This window comes from Paenirhizobium cremeum (genome assembly GCF_047553425.1).
GTDB lineage: Bacteria > Pseudomonadota > Alphaproteobacteria > Rhizobiales > Rhizobiaceae > Allorhizobium > Allorhizobium cremeum.
In genome coordinates this window covers 2,069,748-2,091,303 of the sequence record NZ_CP180217.1, presented here as the reverse complement: position 1 = coordinate 2,091,303, position 21,556 = coordinate 2,069,748, and the positions used below count along the sequence as shown (strand labels likewise).

Below are 21,556 nucleotides of genomic sequence, written 5' to 3'. Positions count from 1 at the left end.
GAAAGAGAAGGAACTGGTACCATGACCATCAAGCTGCAGAAGCCAGACATTACCGAGCTGAAGCCCAGGATCACCGTGTTCGGTGTCGGGGGCGGCGGCGGCAACGCCGTCAACAACATGATTACCGCGGGCCTACAGGGTGTCGACTTCGTCGTCGCCAACACGGATGCCCAGGCGCTGACCATGACGAAGGCCGAACGCATCATCCAGCTCGGCGTCAACGTTACGGAAGGCCTCGGCGCCGGTTCGCAGCCGGAAGTCGGCCGCGCTGCCGCCGAAGAGTGCATCGATGAGATCATCGATCACCTGAACGGTACGCACATGTGCTTCGTCACCGCCGGCATGGGCGGCGGCACGGGTACCGGTGCAGCCCCGGTCGTCGCACAGGCAGCCCGCAACAAGGGCATCCTGACGGTCGGCGTGGTCACCAAGCCGTTCCACTTCGAAGGCGCCCGCCGTATGCGGCTCGCCGAACAGGGCATCGAGGAACTTCAGAAGTCCGTCGACACCCTGATCGTCATTCCGAACCAGAACCTCTTCCGCATCGCCAACGACAAGACCACCTTCGCCGACGCCTTCGCGATGGCCGACCAGGTGCTCTACTCCGGCGTTGCATGCATTACCGACCTGATGGTGAAGGAAGGTCTCATCAACCTCGACTTCGCCGACGTCCGCTCGGTCATGCGCGAAATGGGCCGTGCAATGATGGGTACAGGCGAGGCTTCGGGCCAGGGCCGCGCGATGCAGGCCGCGGAGGCAGCAATCGCCAACCCGCTGCTGGACGAAACCTCGATGAAGGGCGCTCAGGGCCTCCTGATCTCCATCACCGGTGGCCGCGACCTCACGCTCTTCGAAGTCGACGAAGCCGCGACCCGTATCCGCGAGGAAGTCGATCCGGATGCGAACATCATCCTCGGCGCGACCTTCGACGAAGCGCTGGAAGGCATCATCCGCGTTTCGGTCGTTGCGACCGGCATCGACCGTGCTGCCCTCGCTTCCAAGGGCTTCGAAGCTGCACCGCTTTCCAAGCCCGTTATGCGTCCTTCCGCGGCCGTTGCTCCGGCTCCGGCCGCATATCAGCCTGCAATGGCGCAGGCACCCAAGACCGTTGACCCGGTCGCCGAAACCATCCGCTCGGCTGAAGCCGAAATGGAGCGTGAACTTGAAATCGCCGTCGCCCGCCAGGCTGCAGCCACACCGGTTCAGCAGCCGGTTGCCGAACCGGAATTCCGTCCGGCCAGCCGCCTGTTCGCAACCCCGGTTGCGGAACCCGCACCGGCTCCGCGCATGGCGGAACCGATGCCTGCCCCGATGGTGAGCCGCCCGGTCGCTCCGATGGCTGCACCGGCCCCGCAGCCGATGGCTTCCGCTCCGCTCCGTCACGAGCCGGTTGTTCCGGTCGCCCGCCAGACGGTCGAGCAGGTCCGCATGCCGAAGGTCGAGGATTTCCCGCCGGTCGTCCGCGCCGAGATGGACCAGCGTGCCGCGCCGGCCGCTCACGACGAGCGCGGTCCGATGGGCCTGCTGAAGCGAATCACCAATTCGCTTGTCGGCCATCAGGAAGGCGAGCAGGTTGCCGCCGACGTTCCGGCGCCTGCTCCGGTCGCACAGCCTCAGCGTCGTCCGCTGTCGGCCGAGGCGAGCCTTTATGCTCCGCGCCGCGGTCAGCTCGACGACCAGGGTCGGCAGGTGCCGGCCGCGCGTGCTGCCCATGGCGGTGACGACGAGCTGGAAATCCCGGCCTTCCTGCGTCGCCAGTCGAATTAAGGGCGGCCTTACGAAGCGAATTCGGAGCCCGGGCGAGAGCCCGGGCTTCCTTTGTTTCAGGCCGCAGTTCGTGGTGTAAATTGTCTTTTGTTTTCAAACTCATTGGATCGTAACAATCGGAAACGAACAGTGATTTGGAATGTCGGCGAGCCCGCCGTATGAAAGGATCGACACGTGGACAGGGTGCGCCGTGGGGCGGCTTGTCCGGAGAATGAAAGACCAGTCGCGCCTAGGCGCCGACGGCCGGAAGACAGAGGCAGTATTCATGGCAATCGCATTGCTCGGATTTCAGACGACCATCGCGGCACCGCTCAGCCTGACGGGCATCGGTGTGCATTCCGGGCGGTCGGTGACAATCAATCTTCAGCCTGCAGAAGCCGGCACCGGCATCGTCTTCGTGCGGTTGTTCGAAGACGGTACGCAGGCCGAATACAAGGCGGTTTCCTCGCAGGTCGGCAATACCGATCTTTGCACGGTGCTCGGCACCTCGCCTGCCCGTTCGGTCGCAACCATCGAACATGTCATGGCGGCCATATACGCGCTCGGCATCGACAATCTCGTGATCGAGGTCGACGGTGCGGAAATGCCGATTATGGACGGCAGCTCCGAAGTTTTCATCGAGGCGATCGAGCAGGTCGGCATCAGCAATCTCGGTGTCAAGCGCCGCTATATCCGGGTTACCAAGCCGGTTCGTATCGAAGCCGGTGCTTCCTGGGCGGAGTTCCGTCCGTATGACGGGACCCGTTTCGAGGTCGAGATCGATTTTACGTCGCCGTTGATCGGTCGGCAGAGCTGGCAGGGCGACCTGACGGCTGCGACCTTCAAGAGCGAATTGTCGCGGGCTCGGACCTTCGGTTTCATGCGGGATGTGGAGCGCCTCTGGGCTGCCGGCTTTGCGCTTGGCTCCTCGCTGGAAAACTCGGTGGTCATTTCTGACGACGATACCGTCATCAATGTCGAGGGGCTTCGCTACGCGGACGAGTTTGTGCGTCACAAGACGCTCGACGCCGTTGGCGATCTTGCTCTTGCCGGTGCGCAGTTCATCGGCTGCTACCGTTCCTATCGCGGCGGCCACAAACTCAACGCCAATGCATTGAAGGCTCTTCTGGAGAATCGCGACGCTTACGAAGTGGTCGAGGCTCCGGCCCGCAGCCAGCAGGCGAGGGCGCGTGAATTCGTCGCCGTCAATGTTCCGGAATTTGCTCCCTGGTCTGCCTGAGAGGACGCAGCTTTCCTCGATTTCACAAGGGTTTCGTCGTTTTGTCCCGCCTTCTCCCGAGGGCGGGACGATACGTATTCAGCGCTTGCCGGTCGCTCCAGTCGAAGGTTGCGGACCAATTCCGGGTTTTCCTTCTGGATCGCCACAAAAATGCGTTAAATCGCGATCATTGCGTTGCTCTCCCGCCGCTTTTGTGGCTAGAAACGCCATTTGAAAGCGACGGCTTTTCAAACGGCGCTGCAATCGGGATCTGTCGAATGAGTCATTTAAGGTCGGTCACTGTGAAGAAAGCAGCACGTATTGCCAGCATTTGTGTGATGATGACTGTATCCGGCGGGTTGCTCGCCGCCTGCCAGTCCGATCCCGATATCGACATCACCAAGCTCGGCGTCGATACCGATCCGCCGGAAACCCTCTACAATCAGGGCCTTGCCAACATCAAGGCCGGCAATATGGCCGAAGCGTCGCGCAAGTTCGACGCCGTCGATGCACAGCATCCGTTCTCAGAGCCCGCCCGCAAGTCGCTGGTGATGAGCACCTTCGTGAAATACCGTCTTGCCCGCTATACCGAAGCGGTATCGACGGGCAACCGCTATCTCAATCTCTATCCGAAGTCCGATGACGCCGCCTACGTGCAGTATCTCGTCGGTCTGTCCTACTGGAAACAGATTTCCAACGTCACACAGGACCAGAAGAATTCGGTGAAGACCATCGAGACGATGCAGAAGGTCGTCGACCAGTATCCCGATTCGGAATATGTCGACGACGCGCAGGCGAAGATCCGCTTCGCGCGCGACCAACTCGCCGGCAAGGAGATGCAGGTCGGCCGTTATTATCTCGAGCGCAAGGAATACCTGGCCTCGATCTCCCGTTTCCGTACGGTCGTCGAAAAATATCCGAACACGAACCAGATCGAGGAAGCGCTGGCGCGCCTCGTCGAGGCCTATTACGCGATGGGCGTCGTGCAGGAAGCGCAGACCGCCGCGGCCGTTCTCGGCCACAACTATCCGGACAGCCAGTGGTATGCCGATTCCTACAAGCTGCTCCAGAGCGGCGGTCTGGAACCGCGCGAGAACGCGGGTTCGTGGATTTCGCGCGCCGGCAAGAAGCTCCTGCTCGGGAGCTGAGACACCCGACATCCAGGTGAGATGAGGCATCCATGCTGGTCCAGTTGTCGATCCGCGATATCGTTCTGATCGAGCGGCTGGATCTTGCCTTCGAGGCGGGGCTGTCGGTTCTGACCGGCGAGACCGGCGCCGGCAAGTCCATCCTGCTCGACAGTCTTTCGCTTGCGCTCGGCGGGCGCGGCGATGGCTCCCTGGTGCGCCATGGCGAAGAGAAGGGGCAGGTCACCGCCGTCTTCGACGTCGAGGGCGATCATCCCGCCCGAACGCTCCTGCGCGGCAATGGGGTGGACGATGACGGCGATCTCATCTTTCGGCGCATCCAGTCGGCGGACGGTCGTACGCGCGCCTACATAAACGACCAGCCGGTTTCCGTGCAGCTGATGCGGCAGGCCGGGCAGTTGCTCGTCGAAATCCACGGACAGCATGACGACCGGGCGTTGGTCGACACCGATGCGCACCGGATGCTGCTCGATGCCTTTGCCGGGCTTTCCGACGATGTCGTCACCCTTGGCGACGCCTATCGTCGTTGGCGCGAGGCGGACCGGGTGCTGAAGGCGCACCGGGCTCGTGTCGAGGCCGCCGCCCGCGAGGCGGATTACTTGCGGGCTTCCGTCGAGGAACTCGAAAAGCTTGCCCCGGTGGATGGCGAGGAGGACGCGCTCGCCGAACGCCGCACGATCATGCAGAAGTCCGAGCGAATCGCCAGCGACATCTCGGAAGCGTCCGAGTTCCTGAACGGCCATGCCTCTCCCGTACCGCTGATTGCATCTCTGGTCCGAAGGCTGGAGCGCAAGAGCCATGAAGCGCCGGGCCTTCTGGAAGACACGGTTCAATTGCTCGACGCTGCGCTCGATCACCTTTCCAACGCTCAGATGGAGGTCGAGGCTGCGCTTAGACGTACCGAATTCGATCCCCATGAACTGGAGCGTGTCGAAGAAAGGCTTTTCGCCCTGAGGGCGGCGGGCCGGAAATATTCGGTATCCGTTGCCGACCTGCCGGCGCTGGCGGAAAAGATGGTAGGCGACCTTGCCGAACTGGATGCCGGCGAGGAGCGCCTGGGCGAGCTTGAGGCCGCCGTGGCGGCGGCGCGTGCGCATTACGATCATCTCGCGGTCGCCTTGTCCGACAAGCGCCGCAACGCCGCATCGGCGCTTTCCGAGGCGGTGATGGCGGAGTTGCCGGCGCTGAAGCTGGAGCGCGCCCGTTTCATGGTGGAAGTCGCGACCGATGCCGCTGCTGCGACCGCCGAGGGGATCGATACCGTCGAGTTCCACGTCCAGACGAACCCCGGAACCAGGCCCGGACCGATCATGAAGGTTGCCTCGGGCGGCGAACTCTCTCGCTTCCTGCTGGCGCTGAAGGTGGCGCTTGCCGATCGCGGTTCGGCGCCGACCCTGGTCTTCGACGAGATCGATACGGGCGTCGGCGGCGCGGTTGCCGATGCCATCGGTCAACGGCTGAAACGGCTTTCGGCAAAGGTGCAGGTTCTTTCCGTCACGCATGCGCCGCAGGTTGCTGCACGTGCCGGGACCCATCTGCTGATCTCCAAGGGGCCGACCGGTGAGGCGGGCGACAAGATCGCGACGCGGGTTGCGACCATGGAGCCGGAGCGGCGCCGGGAGGAGATTGCCCGCATGCTGGCAGGTGCCTCGATCACGGACGAGGCAAGGGCCGCTGCCGCCAAGCTTCTTGCTGGCGAGGGCTGACGGCCTGATCTGTTCCGATGCAAGGCGCAGATTGCTTTATCTGCCGAAACCTGTTTCCCTCGGGGCACGATGACAGGCGTTTTTGCGACCTACTGGGCTGAAATCCTTGCCGTTCTTTCCATTGTGCTGGGGACGGTGGCCGCCGTGCATGCCGCGATGACCAAGCGGGATGTCCGCTCAGCCATCGGCTGGGTTGGCATTATTCTTCTTTCTCCTCTGATCGGAACGCTCATCTATGCGGTCGCCGGCATCAACCGGGTGCGCCGCAAATCGCTGATTTCTCGCCGCACGCGGCGTTTCGAGGAACTCTGGAAGCGGCTTTCCGAATACGGCGTGCCGCGCGAGGCCATCACCCGGGATTTCGGTAGCCGCATGGGGGCGCTGAAATCGCTTGGCGATACCGTCGGCCATCATGCGCTCCTGTCCGGCAATCGGATCGAAGTTCTGGGCTCAGGCCGCGAGACTTACGCGGCGCTCTGCGCGGCGATCGACGGGGCAGAGAGGAGCGTCATCCTGGAGACCTACATCTTCGACCGTGACCGTATCGGAAAACGGGTTGCCGATTGTCTTGCGGCAGCGGTCGGGCGCGGTGTGGAGGTTCGGGTGCTGGTCGACGCCGTCGGCGCCCGTTACAGCGTCCCGAGTATCCTCGGTTACCTCAGGGAGCGCGGAGTTCCCGTCGCCGCGTTCAACGGCAAGGTCATCGTCGGCATGCGGCTGCCCTATGCGAACCTGCGCACCCACCGCAAGATCATGGTGGTCGACGGCAAGGTCGCCTTCATGGGCGGCATGAATATCCGTGCCGCCTTCGATGGCGAGGATGCCGCGCGCGACACCCATTTCAGGGTCACGGGGCCGATCGTGTCGGACATCTTCGCCGTGGCGGCGGAAGACCTCCACTTTGAGACCGGCGAGGTGCTGACGGGCGTCGCGTGGCAGTTAGCGGTCGATGATGCCGTGCCGGGTGGACCGGCTTTCGCGCGGACCGTGATATCCGGTCCGGACAGCCACATCGAAACCAATCACAAGATCCTGATGGGCGCCTTTTCTGTCGCGGAAAAATCGATCCGCATCATGTCGCCCTATTTTCTTCCTGATAACATCCTGCTTGCGGCTCTCGTCACGGCGGCGCGGCGCGGAGTGTTGGTCGAAATCGTCGTGCCTTCACAGAACAATCTGGCGATCGTCAGTCATGCGATGACCTCGCAGTTCGGGCAGATCCTCAAGGACGGCTGTCGAATCTATCGTGCTCCGGGGCCGTTCGACCATTCGAAACTGCTGACGGTGGACGGCCAATGGTCCTTCATCGGTTCCTCGAATCTCGATTCGCGCTCCCTGCGGTTGAACTTCGAGATCGACATGGAGGTCTTCGATCGGGACTTTGCCGCAGCCATCGATGCCCGTATCGATGCAGCGCTGGACGGCGCGGAATCACTTTCCTTCGAAGTCCTGGGATCACGACCGTTCCTGCTGCGTTTCTTCGATCGTATTCTCTGGCTCGGTTCTCCCTATCTCTGAGGCAGATGTCGGAGGTTCTGAAAAACTGCGGAAATTTGCCGCTGCCGTGTATTTGCTGTTGCGGTGCGGTATCCCGCATTTCACATTGGGGCCGTAAGCGCCGGGCAACGGTGCCGACGTCCGGTCGCCTCGGTCAGGCAGGACCGGGCATCGTGCCCGACAGTCGCATGGTAACGAGATGACGAAGACCAAAGGCAATCTCGCCAGGACAATGCTCGCTTCGATCCGCAATCGCGCAAACCGGGCGGTTGTTCGGCCTTTCGACGCGCGGGACGGGTCGCTGGTGGTCGCCTCCTACAACGTTCACAAATGCGTCGGCACCGACGGACGCTTCAATCCCGAGCGGATCATCGAGGTTATCAGCGAGATTGACCCGGACGTGATCGCGCTGCAGGAGGCCGACCAGCGTTTCGGCGAAAGGTCCGGCCTTCTCGATCTGCCGCGGCTTCGGCTGGAGACGGGTCTGATGCCTGTCCCGGTCCTGTCGAAACCGAAATCCCATGGCTGGCGCGGCAATGTGCTGCTGTTCAAGGAGGGGGTGGTCCGGGACGTGCATCAGGTGGCGCTGCCGGGGCTGGAGCCGCGGGGCGCGCTCGTCGCGGAGATCGATCTCGCGCGGGGCGAGGGATTGCGGGTGATTGCCGCGCATCTCGGCCTTCTGCGCTGGGCGCGCCGCCAGCAGGCGGACGTCATCCTCGATATCATGGACGGCCGGGAGGAGCGGCCGACCCTGCTGATGGGCGATTTCAACGAATGGCGGCTTGGCCCGGGTTCGGCGCTCACCCGCCTCGAATCGGTGTTCGGTCCGCTGCCGCCGGCGATCCCGAGTTTTCCCGCCCGGCTGCCGGTGCTTTCCCTTGACCGGATCATGGCGAATCGCGCCGGCCTCATTGCCGAGCTTGCCGTGCACGACACGCCGCTTGCCCGTCTGGCGTCTGACCACCTGCCGCTGACCGCGCGGCTCGATCTCGACGGGGTGTGACGCCCCCGCTTTTCATTCCGTCAATTTAGGCTAATACCGAAGGCGTCAATTTTCGGAGCATGGCCATGGCAAAGGATATCGTCGCAGTCGCTGATCTGACCGAGGAGCAGGCCGTTGCCGAACTGGCGCGACTGTCTGCGGAAATCGCCCGCCACGATGCTCTCTATCACGGCAAGGACCAGCCGGAGATTTCCGACGCCGATTACGATGCGCTGAAGCGGCGGAACGATGCCATCGAGGCCCGTTTTCCCGCACTCGTGCGTGCCGACAGCCCATCGAGGCGGGTGGGTGCCACGCCGCTGGCGACCTTCGCGCCGATCGTCCATGCCCGTCCGATGCTGTCGCTCGACAACACCTTTTCCGACGAGGACGTCGCCGATTTCATCGCTTCCGTCTACCGCTTCCTCGGGCGGCTGCCGGACAATTCCATCGCGTTCACCGCCGAGCCGAAAATCGACGGTCTCTCCATGTCGATCCGCTATGAAGGCGGCCGGCTCGTAACGGCCGCAACCCGCGGGGACGGTACCACGGGTGAGAATGTCACCGCGAATATTCTCACCATCAGGGAAATCCCGCGCCAATTGCCGCCGGGTGCGCCCGATGTCGTCGAGGTGCGCGGTGAGGTCTATATGGCAAAGAGCGATTTCCTGGCGCTCAACGCGCAGATGGAGGCAGAAGGCAAGCAGACCTACGTCAATCCACGCAACACGGCTTCCGGTTCTCTTCGCCAGCTCGACCCGAAGGTGACGGAGAGCCGCAAACTGAAATTCTTCGCCTATGCCTGGGGCGACATGTCCGCCATGCCGGCCGACACGCAGATGGGCATGGTCGAGATGTTCCGCATGTGGGGTTTCCCGGTCAATCCGCTGATGAGGCGGCTTCATTCGACGGAGGAGATTCTTGCGCATTACCGGGAGATCGGCCTGATGCGCGCCGATCTCGACTACGATATCGATGGTGTCGTCTACAAGGTCGACCGGCTGGACCTGCAGGAGCGGCTGGGCTTCCGGTCGCGTTCGCCCCGGTGGGCGACGGCGCACAAGTTTCCGGCCGAGCAGGCCTTCACCACGGTCGAGAACATCGAGATCCAGGTCGGACGCACCGGCGCGCTTACGCCCGTTGCCCGGCTGGAGCCGATTACGGTGGGTGGCGTCGTGGTGACCAACGCGACGCTGCACAATGAGGATTATATCAAGGGCATCGGCAATTCCGGCGAGCGGATCCGTCCGGACGACCATGATATCCGCATCGGCGACACCGTCATCGTCCAACGTGCGGGGGACGTTATTCCGCAGGTCCTCGACATCGTGCCGGAAAAGAGGCCCGAAGGGGCCGTGCCTTATGCCTTCCCCAAGACATGTCCGGTCTGCGGCAGCCATGCCGTGCGCGAGCTGAACGAGAAGACCGGGAAGCTCGATTCCGTTACCCGCTGCACCGGTGGCTTCGTCTGCTCCGCGCAGGCGAAGGAGCACATCAAGCATTTCGTCTCGCGCAATGCCTTCGACATTGAGGGATTGGGGACGAAGCAGGTCGATTTCTTCTTCGAGAGCGAGGACCCGGCGATCCAGATCCGCACGGCGCCCGATATCTTCACGTTGCGCAGCCGGCAGGAGGCTTCACCGCTTACCAAGCTCGAAAATATCGAGGGCTTCGGCCGTGTGAGCGTGCGCAAGCTGTTCGATGCCATCGATGCGCGCCGCGAAATCGCGCTTCACAGGCTGATCTTCGCGCTCGGTATTCGCCATGTGGGTGAGACCACCGCCAAGCTACTCGCTCGTTCCTACGGGTCCTATTCTGCCTTTGCCGAGGGCATGACGGCCGCGGCTCCGATGCATGGCGATGCCTGGAACGAACTCAATGCCATCGATGGTATCGGCGAGGTCGTCGCCGCCTCGATCGTTGAGTTCTTCAAGGAGCCGCGCAACATGACGGTCGTCGAGCGGCTCCTGCAGGAGGTTCGGCCGCTCGATGCGGAAGCGCCTGCCACGAGCGGCAGTCCCGTTGCCGGCAAGACCGTTGTGTTCACCGGCTCGCTCGAAAAGTTCACGCGCGACGAAGCGAAGGCGAGGGCGGAGAGCCTAGGTGCAAAGGTGGCGGGTTCTGTTTCGAAGAAGACGGACTACGTGGTGGCCGGGCCCGGCGCCGGGTCCAAGCTCGACAAGGCCCGCGAGCTCGGCGTGACCGTCATGGACGAGGACGAGTGGTTGGCCCTGATCGGCGGTTGAACCCCGCCGCGTAGACACACGTTCTGCATTGCGCATGACCGGAAAAACAGGTGGAATAACTCAAAAGGATAAATTGCGTTACCCCCTCGAAATATAGGTCAATTGACGCTGAAAACGATGGGCCGGCTGGGGAGCCTGGGGGCGTCGAGACACCCCCCGTCGTTTGGTTCCGGATGAATGGACCACGGCGCTATGCGGCTTGTTGTGATAAATGATGTGTCGTTTGTTTTGGGAGGCGCGACAAAGGTCGCGATGCAATGCGTCGAGGCGGGTATAGCCGCCGGAATGAATTGTACGGTCCTTGTCGGAGACGACGGCGAAGGCGTGCGCACGCGCTTTCCCGAGGCGACGGTCGTCGCCCTCGGAGAGAGGCCGCTGCGCGATGGCGTCCGGGTGCGCGACGTCATCGACCGGAACTACAATATCCGCGCTTACGCCATGCTGGACGGCCTGTTGTCCGCGAGCGATGAGGAGACCGTGGTTCATGTCCACGGCTGGTCCCAGATCCTTTCCCCTTCCATCTTTCACGCCCTTGCCCGCCATCGCGTCCGGGTGATCGTGACCGCGCATGATTTCTTTCTCACCTGTCCGAACGGCGGCCGCCTGAATTTCCGCACCGGCGAGGTCTGTGAATACGAACCGATGTCGCCGTCCTGCCTTTCCAGCAATTGCGACAAGCGCAGCTACCTGCACAAATTGTGGCGCGTCGGCCGAATGCTGACCCAGCGTTCCGCCGGAGAGGCGTTCTGGAACGGGGTGGAGGTGATCCTTGCCCATGAGAACATGGAGAAACATCTCGGGGGCGGTCTGCTGCGGCATTTCCAGACGCTGCGCACTCCCTGCAAGCCGCTGACCGCCGGGCCGGTCAGGGCCTGGCACAACGACCGGGCGCTGTTTCTCGGTCGCATGACCTGGGAGAAAGGCGTGCGCACGCTGGCGGAAGCGCTGAACGGAAGCGGCCGGACCGCGACCCTGATCGGGCGCGGGCCATTGCTCGAAGAGATTCAGAATGTCTTGCCTCACTGTTACGTGCCTGGCTGGCTGGAGGACAGCGAGGTCGATCGGCTCGCCTCCGGAGCACGGTTCTTCATCATGCCCTCGCGGATGCCGGAACCCTATGGCCTGGTGGCTGCCGAGGCGATGATGAGCGGCATTCCGGTGATCGTCAGCAGCAATGCCCTGATCGCGGACGAGGTGGCGCGCAACAGCGCCGGGCTGGTCTTCGAGAGCGGCAATGCCGCATCGCTTGCCGAGAAGATCGCGATGATGGACAGCGCCACCCTCGTGCGCCGCCTGAGCGAGGGAGCTTATGAATATGGCAAGCGGATCGCCCCGTCAGATGACGAATGGCGGCGCCGGCTCATCGAGATCTATCAGGGGGGCGTGTTCGCGGATGAGACGGGGGAGGAGACCGGCGTCATGCCCGAGGCAATGCGGGCAATCCACTGATGTATCGGCAATGCTGCGCCTCCGGGTGGGGCGGATCAGGCAAAGTTGTGAAGGCGTATTCGGGGAGGCAGGGAAACGATGGCAAGGGCTTTGGTCACCGGCGGTGCCGGTTTCGTTGGACGTCATATCTGCGCCAGGCTTCTGGATGAGGGGATGGATGTCGTGTGCGTGGACAGCCTTGCCCCGGCAACCGGCGCCCTTCGCCCCGAGCGTTGGCCCTTTCCGCCGAAGGGCGACTTCACCTTCGTCCCCCAGGATTGTCGCGATTATTTCGCCCGTTCTGCCGAGCGTTTCGATTATGTCTATCATCTTGCCGCAATGGTCGGCGGAAGGCTCATGATGGAGACGCAGGCCCTTTGCGTTGCGGAGGACCTCTCCATCGACGCGCAGATGTGGAAGTGGGCGGCGGAAACCCGACCCGGCTGCGTTGTGTTCTTCAGCTCCAGTGCCGCCTATCCGGTCGCGCTGCAAAGCCCGGCCGGACATGTCATGCTGCGCGAAGACATGATTTCGTTCGAAAATGGGCTCGGCGTGCCGGATCTCAGTTACGGCTGGGCGAAGCTTACGGGCGAGTTCCTGATGAAACTCTATGTCGAGCGCTATGGCGGGCGCGCAGTCGCCTATCGCCCGTTCAGCGGCTATGGCGAGGATCAGGATCTCGCCTATCCCTTTCCAGCGATATGCAAGCGGCTGATGGAAGAAAAAGGGCGGGACGAGGTGTTCGTCTGGGGTTCCGGCCGGCAATGCCGGGACTTCATCCATATCTCGGATTGCGTGGATTTCATCTGGCGAACCGTTGACCGGCTGCCTTCAGGGGCAAGTCTCAACCTGTCGACGGGTGTCGCCACTTCGTTCATCGCACTGGCCGAGGACGTGGCACTTCAGATCGGATGGCAGCCAAAGGTTTCCGGTCTTTCCGACAAGCCGGAGGGCGTCTTCTTTCGCTGCGGCGATACCGGCTTGCAGTCCGAATACGGACTTTCACCGTCGATCGGCCTCAGGGATGGCATCGCGCGCATGCTGGAGCATCTGAGGTTTGCCGCCGGAAAGGCAGCGTGAGCCCGAACGCAAGGGGACGGGCTCACCGGGTGTTCAGCCGTTCGGCCGGCTTTTCTTTTTCGGCTTGCGGTCGGGGCCGTTTCCGGTGCGGTCGTCAAAACCGCGATCCTTGAACTTGCCGCCAGGCTTTCCCTGCTTGCCAGCCCAGTCGCTCTTGGCGGGCTTGTCCCAATTGCGATTGTCGCCGGCACCGGCGGCCTTCGGCTTTTTACCGAAGGGTTTCTTGCCGAAGTCGCGGTCGCTTTCGGGCTTGCGGGCAGGTGCATCGCCCCAAACCTCGGCATCGGCCTTTACCATGTCGTCGTCGAAGCGACGTTTGCCGGCGGGCTTATCACCGTAAGGCTTCCTGTCGCCGAAGCCGCGCTTTTCGCCATAGGTTTTTTTGTGGCCGAATTCGCTCTTCTCGCGGAAGGGGCGTTCCTTCGGCGGTGCATTGAAGTCCGGGATACCGTCGAGCGGCTTGACGCTGATGCCGCGGTCGATGGTCTTGTTGGGGCCGAGCGCCGCGAGGAAGTGGTCTGCGCTGTCGGAGGCGATCTCGACGAAGGTTTCCTCCGGCTGCATCTTGATCGCGCCGATATCCGCCTTGGAGATCTGGCCATGGCGGCAGAGCATGGGGATCAGCCAACGCGGTTCGGCGTTCTGACGCCGGCCGACCGATAGCGAGAACCAGACGCTCGGGCCGAAGTTTTCACGCGGACGCAACTCGCTGCGTTCCGTGTGCGGCGTGTCCTGCCCGTCGCGTTCGCGGCGCTTGCGCTCGGGAGCCACGGAGACGTCGATCAGGTCTTCCGGTGCGGAGCGGCCGTTGCGGTAGAGCCGGACGAAAGCGGCAGCCACCTGTTCGGCGCCATGCTTTGCCAGCAATTCGCCGATGGTGGCTGCTTCGTCTTCCGTCGCCTTGTCGAGGAAAAGCGGATCGGCCAGAAGGCGTTCATCGTCGCGCCGGATGACTTCGTCGGCCGACGGCGGCTTGGCCCAGTTCGCGGCGATCTTGGCGTTGTCCAGCAGGCGCTCCGCCTTGCGGCGAGTGCTGGCCGGCACGATCAGGGCGGAGACGCCCTTGTTGCCGGCGCGGCCGGTGCGGCCGCTGCGGTGAAGAAGGGTTTCCGGATTGCTCGGCAGGTCGGCATGGATGACCAGCTCCAGGCCGGGGAGGTCGATGCCGCGGGCGGCGACGTCGGTCGCGATGCAGACCCGGGCGCGGCCGTCGCGCATCGCCTGAAGCGCGTGGGTGCGTTCGTTCTGGCTAAGCTCGCCCGAAAGCGCAACGACGGAGAAGCCGCGATTATGCAGCCGGGACGTCAGGTGATTGACCGCCGCACGGGTCGAGCAGAACACGATGGCGTTGCGCGCCTCGTAATAGCGCAGCACGTTGATGATCGCGTTTTCCTTGTCGGAGGGCACGACGACGAGCGCGCGGTAGTCGATATCGACATGCTGCTTCTTTTCGCCGGCGGTGGCAATGCGCTTCGCGTCGCGCTGGTAGTTGCGGGCGAGATCAGCGATCGACTTCGGCACGGTCGCCGAAAACATCAGCGTCCGGCGATCCTCCGGTGCGGATTCGAGGATGAACTCCAGATCCTCGCGGAAGCCGAGATCGAGCATCTCATCGGCTTCATCCAGCACCACGGCGCGGATGCCGGACAGATCGAGCGAATTGCGGGTGATATGGTCGCGAAGGCGACCCGGCGTGCCGACGACGATGTGGGCGCCGCGTTCGAGCGCGCGCCGTTCATTGCGAATGTCCATGCCGCCGACACAGGAGGCGATCGTCGCACCGGTCATCTCGTAGAGCCATTCGAGTTCCCGCTTGACCTGCAGCGCCAGTTCGCGCGTCGGAGCGATGGCGAGCGCAAGCGGTGCTGTGGTGCGGCCGAAGCGGGTCTCGCCGTCGAGAAGGGTGGGGGCAAGCGCCAGCCCGAAGGCGACTGTCTTGCCGGATCCCGTCTGGGCTGAAACCAAGGCATCGGCGCCGGCAAGCTCCGGGTCCAGCATCGCCTGCTGAACCGGGGTGAGGGTGGCATAGCCGCGTTTCGACAATGCCTCGGCGATCGGCGGCGCGATGCCGTCAAATTCTGTCATAGAACCGTCTTTCGAACGTAAGTGTTGCGCATCCCGGCCGATGCGTTTCGGGCGCGTTCACGCGCCGCATCCGCCAGGGGCGGGCCGGATTTCAGCCGTTCCTATAAGGCATTGGCCCGGATGTACAGGGGGAACGGGCTATAAAAGCGTCCGAGACCCCACCCAAGGCCTGCATTTGCAGAATTGGAAGCGGATCGAGTTGCCCGAATCCTTGTCGCAGCCTATGCCAGTCGGATGCCGTATTCATCGCCCCTTGCCGAGAAAGCCATCGCCATCGATTTCGAGACCGCGAACGAAGAGCGCGGCAGTGCTTGCTCGGTCGGGCTTGCCTTCATCGAGAACGGCGAGGTGGTACGGTTGGAAGAGCGGCTCATCAGGCCGAAAACCATGCGCTTCTCGCCATTCAACGTCGCCATTCACGGCATTCGGCCGGAAGACGTGGAAGATGCCGGCGAATTCCCTGAAGTGATGGAGGAATTCGCCGACGATTTCGAGGGAGCGCTGATGATCGCGCACAACGCCGCCTTCGACTTTTCCGTCTGGCGCGCCGCGCTCGATGCCTATCGTCAACCCTATCCGGAGCTTTCCTATATCTGTAGTGTCAAGCTGTCGCAGCGCGTCTGGCCGGAACTCGGTTCGCACCGCCTGAACGTGCTCGCCGCACATCTCGGCCTGACCTTTTCCCACCACAATGCCGCGGAGGACGCCCATGTCTGCGCGCTTGCCGCGATCGCCATGGCCAGACAGGCGCGTGCGGCTGGAATCAGGGAGCTCGCGACAAGCCTCGGTATCGCACCGGGGCGGCTTTACCGCGGGGGCTACGAGGCATGTTCCGTTCGCCGCAGGCCGAAAGCCGCTTCCGTCTTGTAAGGCCGTGTGCCACGCTTATCTCAATTGTGCGTCACGACCGGAGGTTTCCATGTCGCTCAGATCCCATATTCTTGTCGTTGGCATCCTGCTCTCGGCCCTTGCCTCTGCCGCCTCCGCCGAAGTGGTCGGCAAGGTCGGCGTCGACTGGGTTGGCAACGATATCGTCGTGGAGGCGGTTACCGATCCCAAGATCAAGGGGGTGACCTGCCACGTTACCTATTTCGACCGCTCGATCATCGACCGTCTGTCGAAGGGCAATTGGTTCGAGGACCCCTCGAACAACTCGATCGCCTGCCGCCAGACCGGGCCGATCGAGATCGGCGACATCGACTTGTCGAAGGATGGCGAGGAAGTGTTTCGGGAGGGCATGTCCCTCATCTGGAAACAGCTCGTGGTCAACCGAATTTACGACAAGGCCAATGACACGCTGATCTATCTCATCCATTCGCGTCAGGTTGTCGACGGTTCCGCCAAGATGGCGATTTCGACGGTGCCCTTGTTCAACGAGCCCGTCACCTGGACCAAAGGTAAACCGCAATAACCCCTAATTTCGATGGGATCGGTATGATTGTGCCAAAAATGGTCGATTTAAAAGACGGTTGAACCGGCTTTTTGTGAGCGGCGTCACTTCCGTTTACTTGAGCAGTTTGCAAAAGTTCCGGCGGCATTGGCGGACGGTCGTGTCACCCCATTTTTCGACCGTTGTCTGTTCATGTCTTGCCAGACCGCGAGGTTGCGCCTCTCGGACTCCAGTTGAGAAGCTGCGTTTCGGATGATCTTCATCCCGGAACGCAGCTTTTTTTCGTTTCAGCTTCCGCAACGAAATCCCCCGCAACGATTGAAGAACTGGCGGAACTCCGAAAAGGGTGGCGCAAGAAAACACCCGCAGTTCCGGAGGCCGGGACTGCGGGCGAGGGAAGAGCCTCCAGGCACATCGCGCAAGAGTGTGCAGCGGTTTCGCGATGGCGACGGCCACACGATGCGAGCCGCGGGACAGCGGCGCGCATCAGGCCGACGGTCAGGCCGCCTGGGCGAGTTCGTCGGCGATGACGGTGTCGAGGTTGAGGAAGCAGACCATCGACTTTTCCAGGGCGACGATGCCGCGGCAGAAGGCGCGCTGTTCTTCCGGAATGATTTCCGGAGCAGGCTGCAGGTCCTCAGCCTTGATTGTCATCATGTCGGAAACCTGCTCGACCAGCAGGCCGACCAGCTTGCCGGCGATGTCGGTGACGATGATGGCGGCGCGCTCGGACGGTTCCGTCATCTTCATGCCGAGGCGGCAGGCCATGTCGATGACCGGGATCACTGCGCCGCGCAGGTTGATGAGGCCGAGCACGTAAGGCGGGGTGTGGGGCATCGGGGTCACAGGCGCCCAACCGCGAATTTCGCGGATCGCCATGATATCGATGCAGAATTCCTGGTCGCCCAGGTGAAAGGATACGATTTCGAGGTAGGCCCCGGACTGCTTGATGGCATTGCTCATGGTCAGAACTCTTCCCAGTTTTCGGCGGCCGCGGTCTGGCTGGATGCGGCGGTGCTGCGGTTGAATGTCCCCGCGACCCTGGCGACCAGATTGCGCGCGGGGGACGGTTGCGGAACCGCGGCGGCGGTGACCGTCGCGGGCTTGGCGGAAACGAGGCTCGCCTCTCCGCCCATGTTGAACTGGCTGACGAGACGCGAAAGGTTTTCCGCGTCGCCGGCAAGCGTGTGGCTGGCTGCATTGGTCTGTTCGACCATGGCGGCGTTCTGCTGGGTCACCTGGTCCATCTGGCTGACGGCGGAGTTGATCTCGCTCAGACCCACCGACTGTTCGCGGGCGGAGGTGAAGATAGCCTTCACATGCTCGTTGATGCGGTGCACGTCCTCGCCGATCCGATGCAGGGCTTGGCCTGTTGCCGTCACCAGTTCGACACCGGTCTTGACCTCGGTGCTCGACCGGCCGACGAGGTTCTTGATGTCGCGGGCGGCCTCGGCTGCACGGCCGGCCAGCGCGCGAACCTCCTGTGCCACGACGGCGAAACCCTTGCCGGCATCACCGGCACGAGCTGCCTCGACGCCGGCGTTCAGCGCCAGAAGGTTCGTCTGGAAGGCGATTTCATCGACCACATTGATGATCTTGCCGATCTCGCCGGTCGCATCCTCGATGCGCTCCATGGCGGCCATGGCGTCGTTGACGACCGCGCCGGATTTTTCCGCATAGTCCTTGGCATGGTCGACCATCTGACTCGCCTCTTCGGCGCGTTCGGTGGCGTTGTGAACGGTGGAGGTGATTTCATCGAGGGCAGCGGAGGTCTGTTCGAGCGAAGCCGCCTGTTGCTCGGTGCGCCGGGCGAGATCGTCAGCGGCGCTGCGCATCTGCTGGCTGTTAGCCCGGATCGACGCACTGTTGGCCGCAATCTCGGACATCACGCGCTGGAGATGGCTGGCCACCTGGTTGAAGTCGAGGCGCAGGCGGTCGAGATCGCCATGGAAGGGTTCGCCGATGCTAACGGAGAGATCGCCTTCGGACAGCCGGTTGAGGCCAAGGGCGAGCTGGTCCACGGCCTGCTTGATCGCGCGGCTGTCGGACGCCATTGCCGCTGCGCGGCTTTCGCGCTCGGCATCGTTTTGCTTCCGGGTCTGTTCGGCGGATGTCTCAAGTTCCTGCTTGTCGATCGCCGCCTTGCGGAAAACGTCGGCCGCGCGGGCCATGTCCCCGATCTCGTCCCTGCGCTCGACTGCATCCACCGCGGTTGTCAGGTCGCCGTCGACGATGCGCTGCATCGCGCCGCGTACCGCGCGAATTCCATTGACGATGGCATTGCCGTGCACGATCTGCAGCGTGCAAACGCTGAGAAAGGCCAAAAGCCCGAGGATAAGCTGGCTGTGAAGGGAGGAGCTTGTCCGTTCGGTCGCCTGCGCGACACGATCCTCAACCGCGTTGGCGGTGGCCTCCGACAGATCGTCGAGCGTCTTGCCGAGGCGTTCCCCCGCTTCGTCGATCACATCGTCGATGTGGGCATAAGCCTCTTCCGCCGCCCCGTTTTCGACCAGTTGCTTGAGGTCGACGGAGATGGCCTGGACGAGCGCTGTCCTGTCCTTGTCGTAGTTCGAAACAAGCGCCGCGTTGCCCGTGGCCTCGGCGACGGATTTCAAGGTGGCCGCGCCATCCGCGAGGACTGCCGAGGCCTGCGCAATGATTTCCATCCGCTCCGGCTGAACAGTACGCTCGCCGCGATCGATGATGGTGTCCATTGCCGCAAGGGTCAGATGCGTATTCGCGAGCCGCATCTCGTTGAGGCGCTCGAGGTCGGCCGAAAGGGCGACTGAGCGCCGCAAGGCCGTGTCGACGCTGGTGTTTTCCCACCAGCCGACGGCCAGCATAGAACCTATCCCAAAAACCGCCGCTGCGCCGAGCGTCATCAAACGCTGGCGAACCGACAGGCGTGTTCCCGATATGAACTCCAGCATGCGCCTCCCCGAAATCCGGCTGTCGCGGATCGGTTTCGTCCGCGATGTCGTTCCTGCATGCTGAGACCCGAGGAGGAGATTGCATATCCCGGTGGACGTGATGTCCGAATGACCTGAGCAGTCATCTCGCGAACCCGAAGATTCGCCAATATTAGTTAAACAACGCCTAATGTGGCGGCCCTTGCCGGTGATTTCCGGCTGAAAGGCCTGATTTCACGGTCGGCCCCGGTTCAGGTGGCGGAGATCGCCCGTCGATAGACGTGCCACGTCGCGTGCCCGAGAACGGGCAGGACAACGAACAGTCCCAGAAAAACCGGCAGCATTGCAAGAATCGCCGAAACCGCGATGATCGCGCCGAAGCCGAGCATGGGGAGCGGGTTCTCCAATACGACCCGGGCGCTGGTTATCATTGCTGTGACGAAGTCGAGGTCGTAATCCAGCAGCAAAGGCATGGAAATGACTGTCGCGGCGAAGAGAACGGTTGCAAGCACCGCGCCGACGGCCGTGCCCACGATCAGGAAGAGGATACCTTCGGGTGTCGTGGTCACAAGGGTGAAGAATGCGCCGAGTTCAGCGGGTATCTTGAAACCGAGGAAAAGGGCGAGAAGCAATCTCACCTGGTAGATCCAGATCCAGAAGATGAACAGAACGGCGAAGGCCATCCAGGAAAGCTGGCGTTCGCGCTGGCGGAAAACTTCGGCCAGGACGCCGCGCCACGTGACGGGTTCGTGTCGATGGTGGCGCCGGCTGATCTCGTAGAGGCCGACGGCAACGAAGGGCCCGATCAGCGGAAAGCCGATCGCCACGGGTATTATCATCCAGGGCATGTGATAATAGACCAGCATCGCCAGAATGAAGGCGCCGCCAAGCGCATAGATGCCGCCGAAGAACAGCCCGAACACGGGATAACGGCGGAAATCGTCGATACCCTGCCGTAGCGCTGCCTGCACGTCACCGACTGTCAGCCGGTTGATCCGCAGCTTCGTCTGAGGAACCGCCTGTAATGTCTGCTCTCCCATTCGCCCCTCCCAAGACTCACGGTCGCCACAGCGATCACGCGGTGAGCCTCGCAGGTTCCGCTCTCCATTTCATCCATTTTCTGCAAGCCGGCCGAGAAACTTTGTGCTTTCGCACGGGGCGGAGGAATATTATAAACCCGTTTATGGACCATATCGCCTCCAGAACATCCCGCCTCGCGCTCGCTGCCGCTCTTGCGGCCGCGTCGTCGGTTGTTCTCGCGCTTGTTTTCGCCGGCTGGCTGCAGCACGGAGCGGCTATCATCCTTGCACTCTCCGAGAGCGGCCTTTCCATCTGTTTCTGATTGGCACCTGTCCGGACGGGCGGTCGGCAGCCGAGACAAAATGGCGCGCCCCGGCTTTTTGACGTCCAGTTGATTTGCGCTTCTCGCGCCGGCAGCGTATCGGCATTGGAAAATGCGGACGGCCGCCCGAAGGCGGGTCGCGAGGATGGAATAGATGAAGACGTTGCGGATTTTCCTCTGGGCCGGCGTTCTGGTCATGGCCGGCGTTCTCGGATGGCTGACGCTTGCCGTTACCCAGTCGACGACAAAGATGACGGAGGCGCCGTTCGGCGTTCCGTTCGAACTGATCGACCAGAACGGCAAGCCGATCACGGAACAGGCCTTCCGCGGCAAGCCGACAGCGCTTTTCTTCGGCTTTACCCATTGTCCGGAGGTTTGCCCGACGACGCTGTTTGAGCTCGATGGCTGGCTCGCCAAGGTCGACCCGGATAAAAACAAGCTGCAGGCCTATTTCGTTACCGTCGATCCCGAGCGCGACACCCCGGAGATCCTCGGTTCTTACATCTCCAACGTGACCGACCGAGTGACCGGCATCGCCGGCGCGCCGGATAAGGTCGCGGAGGTCATCAAGGGGTTCCGCGTTTATGCGCGCAAGGTACCCCTCGACGAGAAGGACCCGAACGGCGACTACACCATGGACCACACGGCCTCGGTTTTCCTGCTGGATGCCGAGGGAAGATTCGTCGGTACCATTGCCTATGGCGAGAACCCTGACACGGCCGTCAAGAAGCTCGAAAATCTGGCGAAGGGCTGACCGGCCTGCTTTCCGCGCCCTTGA

The 21,556-nt window shown here is 62.6% G+C and carries 16 protein-coding genes; 12 read left to right on the top strand and 4 right to left on the bottom strand.

The annotated features are described in order from the left end of the window. Window positions 1-21 precede the first annotated feature (21 nt). From ftsZ to ACLBKR_RS10380, 9 genes are all read left to right on the top strand, one after another. Window positions 22-1,767, top strand: a complete 1,746-nt coding sequence (ftsZ, locus tag ACLBKR_RS10420) for a cell division protein FtsZ (protein ID WP_112828247.1) — start codon at window positions 22-24, stop codon at window positions 1,765-1,767. 265 nt (window positions 1,768-2,032) lie between these two features. Further along, on the top strand, window positions 2,033-2,986 hold the full coding sequence (gene lpxC, locus ACLBKR_RS10415) for a UDP-3-O-acyl-N-acetylglucosamine deacetylase (protein WP_113439081.1): 954 nt from the start codon (window positions 2,033-2,035) through the stop codon (window positions 2,984-2,986). Window positions 2,987-3,303: 317 nt separating this feature from the next. Then, window positions 3,304-4,113: an outer membrane protein assembly factor BamD gene (locus ACLBKR_RS10410; protein ID WP_414901686.1), complete on the top strand. Its 810-nt coding sequence runs from the start codon at window positions 3,304-3,306 to the stop codon at window positions 4,111-4,113. Window positions 4,114-4,145: 32 nt separating this feature from the next. Beyond that, entirely contained in the window at window positions 4,146-5,819 is a 1,674-nt protein-coding gene (gene recN / locus ACLBKR_RS10405; RefSeq protein WP_113443513.1) for a DNA repair protein RecN, read from the top strand. Between the two features lie 69 nt (window positions 5,820-5,888). Then, a complete protein-coding gene (locus ACLBKR_RS10400; RefSeq protein ID WP_113447272.1) occupies window positions 5,889-7,337 on the top strand; it encodes a phospholipase D-like domain-containing protein in 1,449 nt (482 codons plus the stop codon). Between the two features lie 178 nt (window positions 7,338-7,515). Next, window positions 7,516-8,319 carry an endonuclease/exonuclease/phosphatase family protein gene (locus ACLBKR_RS10395; protein ID WP_113339049.1) on the top strand — a complete coding sequence of 268 codons (804 nt, stop codon included), beginning with the start codon at window positions 7,516-7,518 and terminating at the stop codon, window positions 8,317-8,319. 65 nt (window positions 8,320-8,384) lie between these two features. Next, complete coding sequence (gene ligA, locus ACLBKR_RS10390; RefSeq protein WP_113447273.1) at window positions 8,385-10,544, top strand: NAD-dependent DNA ligase LigA; 2,160 nt, start codon at window positions 8,385-8,387, stop codon at window positions 10,542-10,544. 285 nt (window positions 10,545-10,829) lie between these two features. Then, window positions 10,830-11,993 (top strand): glycosyltransferase family 4 protein, encoded by a 1,164-nt coding sequence (locus ACLBKR_RS10385; protein ID WP_414901682.1) that lies wholly within the window; start codon window positions 10,830-10,832, stop codon window positions 11,991-11,993. Window positions 11,994-12,071: 78 nt separating this feature from the next. Further along, window positions 12,072-13,052 carry an NAD-dependent epimerase/dehydratase family protein gene (locus ACLBKR_RS10380; protein ID WP_113447275.1) on the top strand — a complete coding sequence of 327 codons (981 nt, stop codon included), beginning with the start codon at window positions 12,072-12,074 and terminating at the stop codon, window positions 13,050-13,052. 33 nt (window positions 13,053-13,085) lie between these two features. Here ACLBKR_RS10380 and ACLBKR_RS10375 read toward each other — a convergent pair whose 3' ends face one another. Beyond that, on the bottom strand, window positions 13,086-15,137 hold the full coding sequence (locus ACLBKR_RS10375) for a DEAD/DEAH box helicase (protein WP_113447276.1): 2,052 nt from the start codon (window positions 15,135-15,137) through the stop codon (window positions 13,086-13,088). A gap of 234 nt (window positions 15,138-15,371) precedes the next feature. On the opposite strand from ACLBKR_RS10375, the gene ACLBKR_RS10370 reads away from it, so the two are divergent. Beyond that, the gene (locus ACLBKR_RS10370) at window positions 15,372-16,007 is read left to right on the top strand and encodes a 3'-5' exonuclease (protein ID WP_113447277.1); all 636 of its coding nucleotides are present in this window, start codon (window positions 15,372-15,374) and stop codon (window positions 16,005-16,007) included. A 49-nt stretch (window positions 16,008-16,056) separates the two neighbouring features. After that, the gene (locus ACLBKR_RS10365) at window positions 16,057-16,548 is read left to right on the top strand and encodes a CreA family protein (RefSeq protein ID WP_113447278.1); all 492 of its coding nucleotides are present in this window, start codon (window positions 16,057-16,059) and stop codon (window positions 16,546-16,548) included. A gap of 477 nt (window positions 16,549-17,025) precedes the next feature. On the opposite strand, the gene ACLBKR_RS10360 is transcribed toward ACLBKR_RS10365, so the two are convergent. The 3 genes from ACLBKR_RS10360 to ACLBKR_RS10350 all read right to left on the bottom strand — a co-directional run bounded on the left by ACLBKR_RS10360 (window position 17,026) and on the right by ACLBKR_RS10350 (window position 20,476). Then, window positions 17,026-17,490 (bottom strand): chemotaxis protein CheW, encoded by a 465-nt coding sequence (locus ACLBKR_RS10360; RefSeq protein ID WP_099058254.1) that lies wholly within the window; start codon window positions 17,488-17,490, stop codon window positions 17,026-17,028. A 2-nt stretch (window positions 17,491-17,492) separates the two neighbouring features. After that, a complete protein-coding gene (locus ACLBKR_RS10355) occupies window positions 17,493-19,457 on the bottom strand; it encodes a methyl-accepting chemotaxis protein (protein ID WP_112828041.1) in 1,965 nt (654 codons plus the stop codon). A 230-nt stretch (window positions 19,458-19,687) separates the two neighbouring features. After that, window positions 19,688-20,476: a DUF2189 domain-containing protein gene (locus ACLBKR_RS10350; RefSeq protein WP_113447279.1), complete on the bottom strand. Its 789-nt coding sequence runs from the start codon at window positions 20,474-20,476 to the stop codon at window positions 19,688-19,690. 456 nt (window positions 20,477-20,932) lie between these two features. Here ACLBKR_RS10350 and ACLBKR_RS10345 point away from each other — a divergent pair, with 456 nt between their 5' ends. Beyond that, the gene (locus tag ACLBKR_RS10345) at window positions 20,933-21,532 is read left to right on the top strand and encodes an SCO family protein (RefSeq protein ID WP_113447280.1); all 600 of its coding nucleotides are present in this window, start codon (window positions 20,933-20,935) and stop codon (window positions 21,530-21,532) included. Window positions 21,533-21,556: the final 24 nt, after the last annotated feature.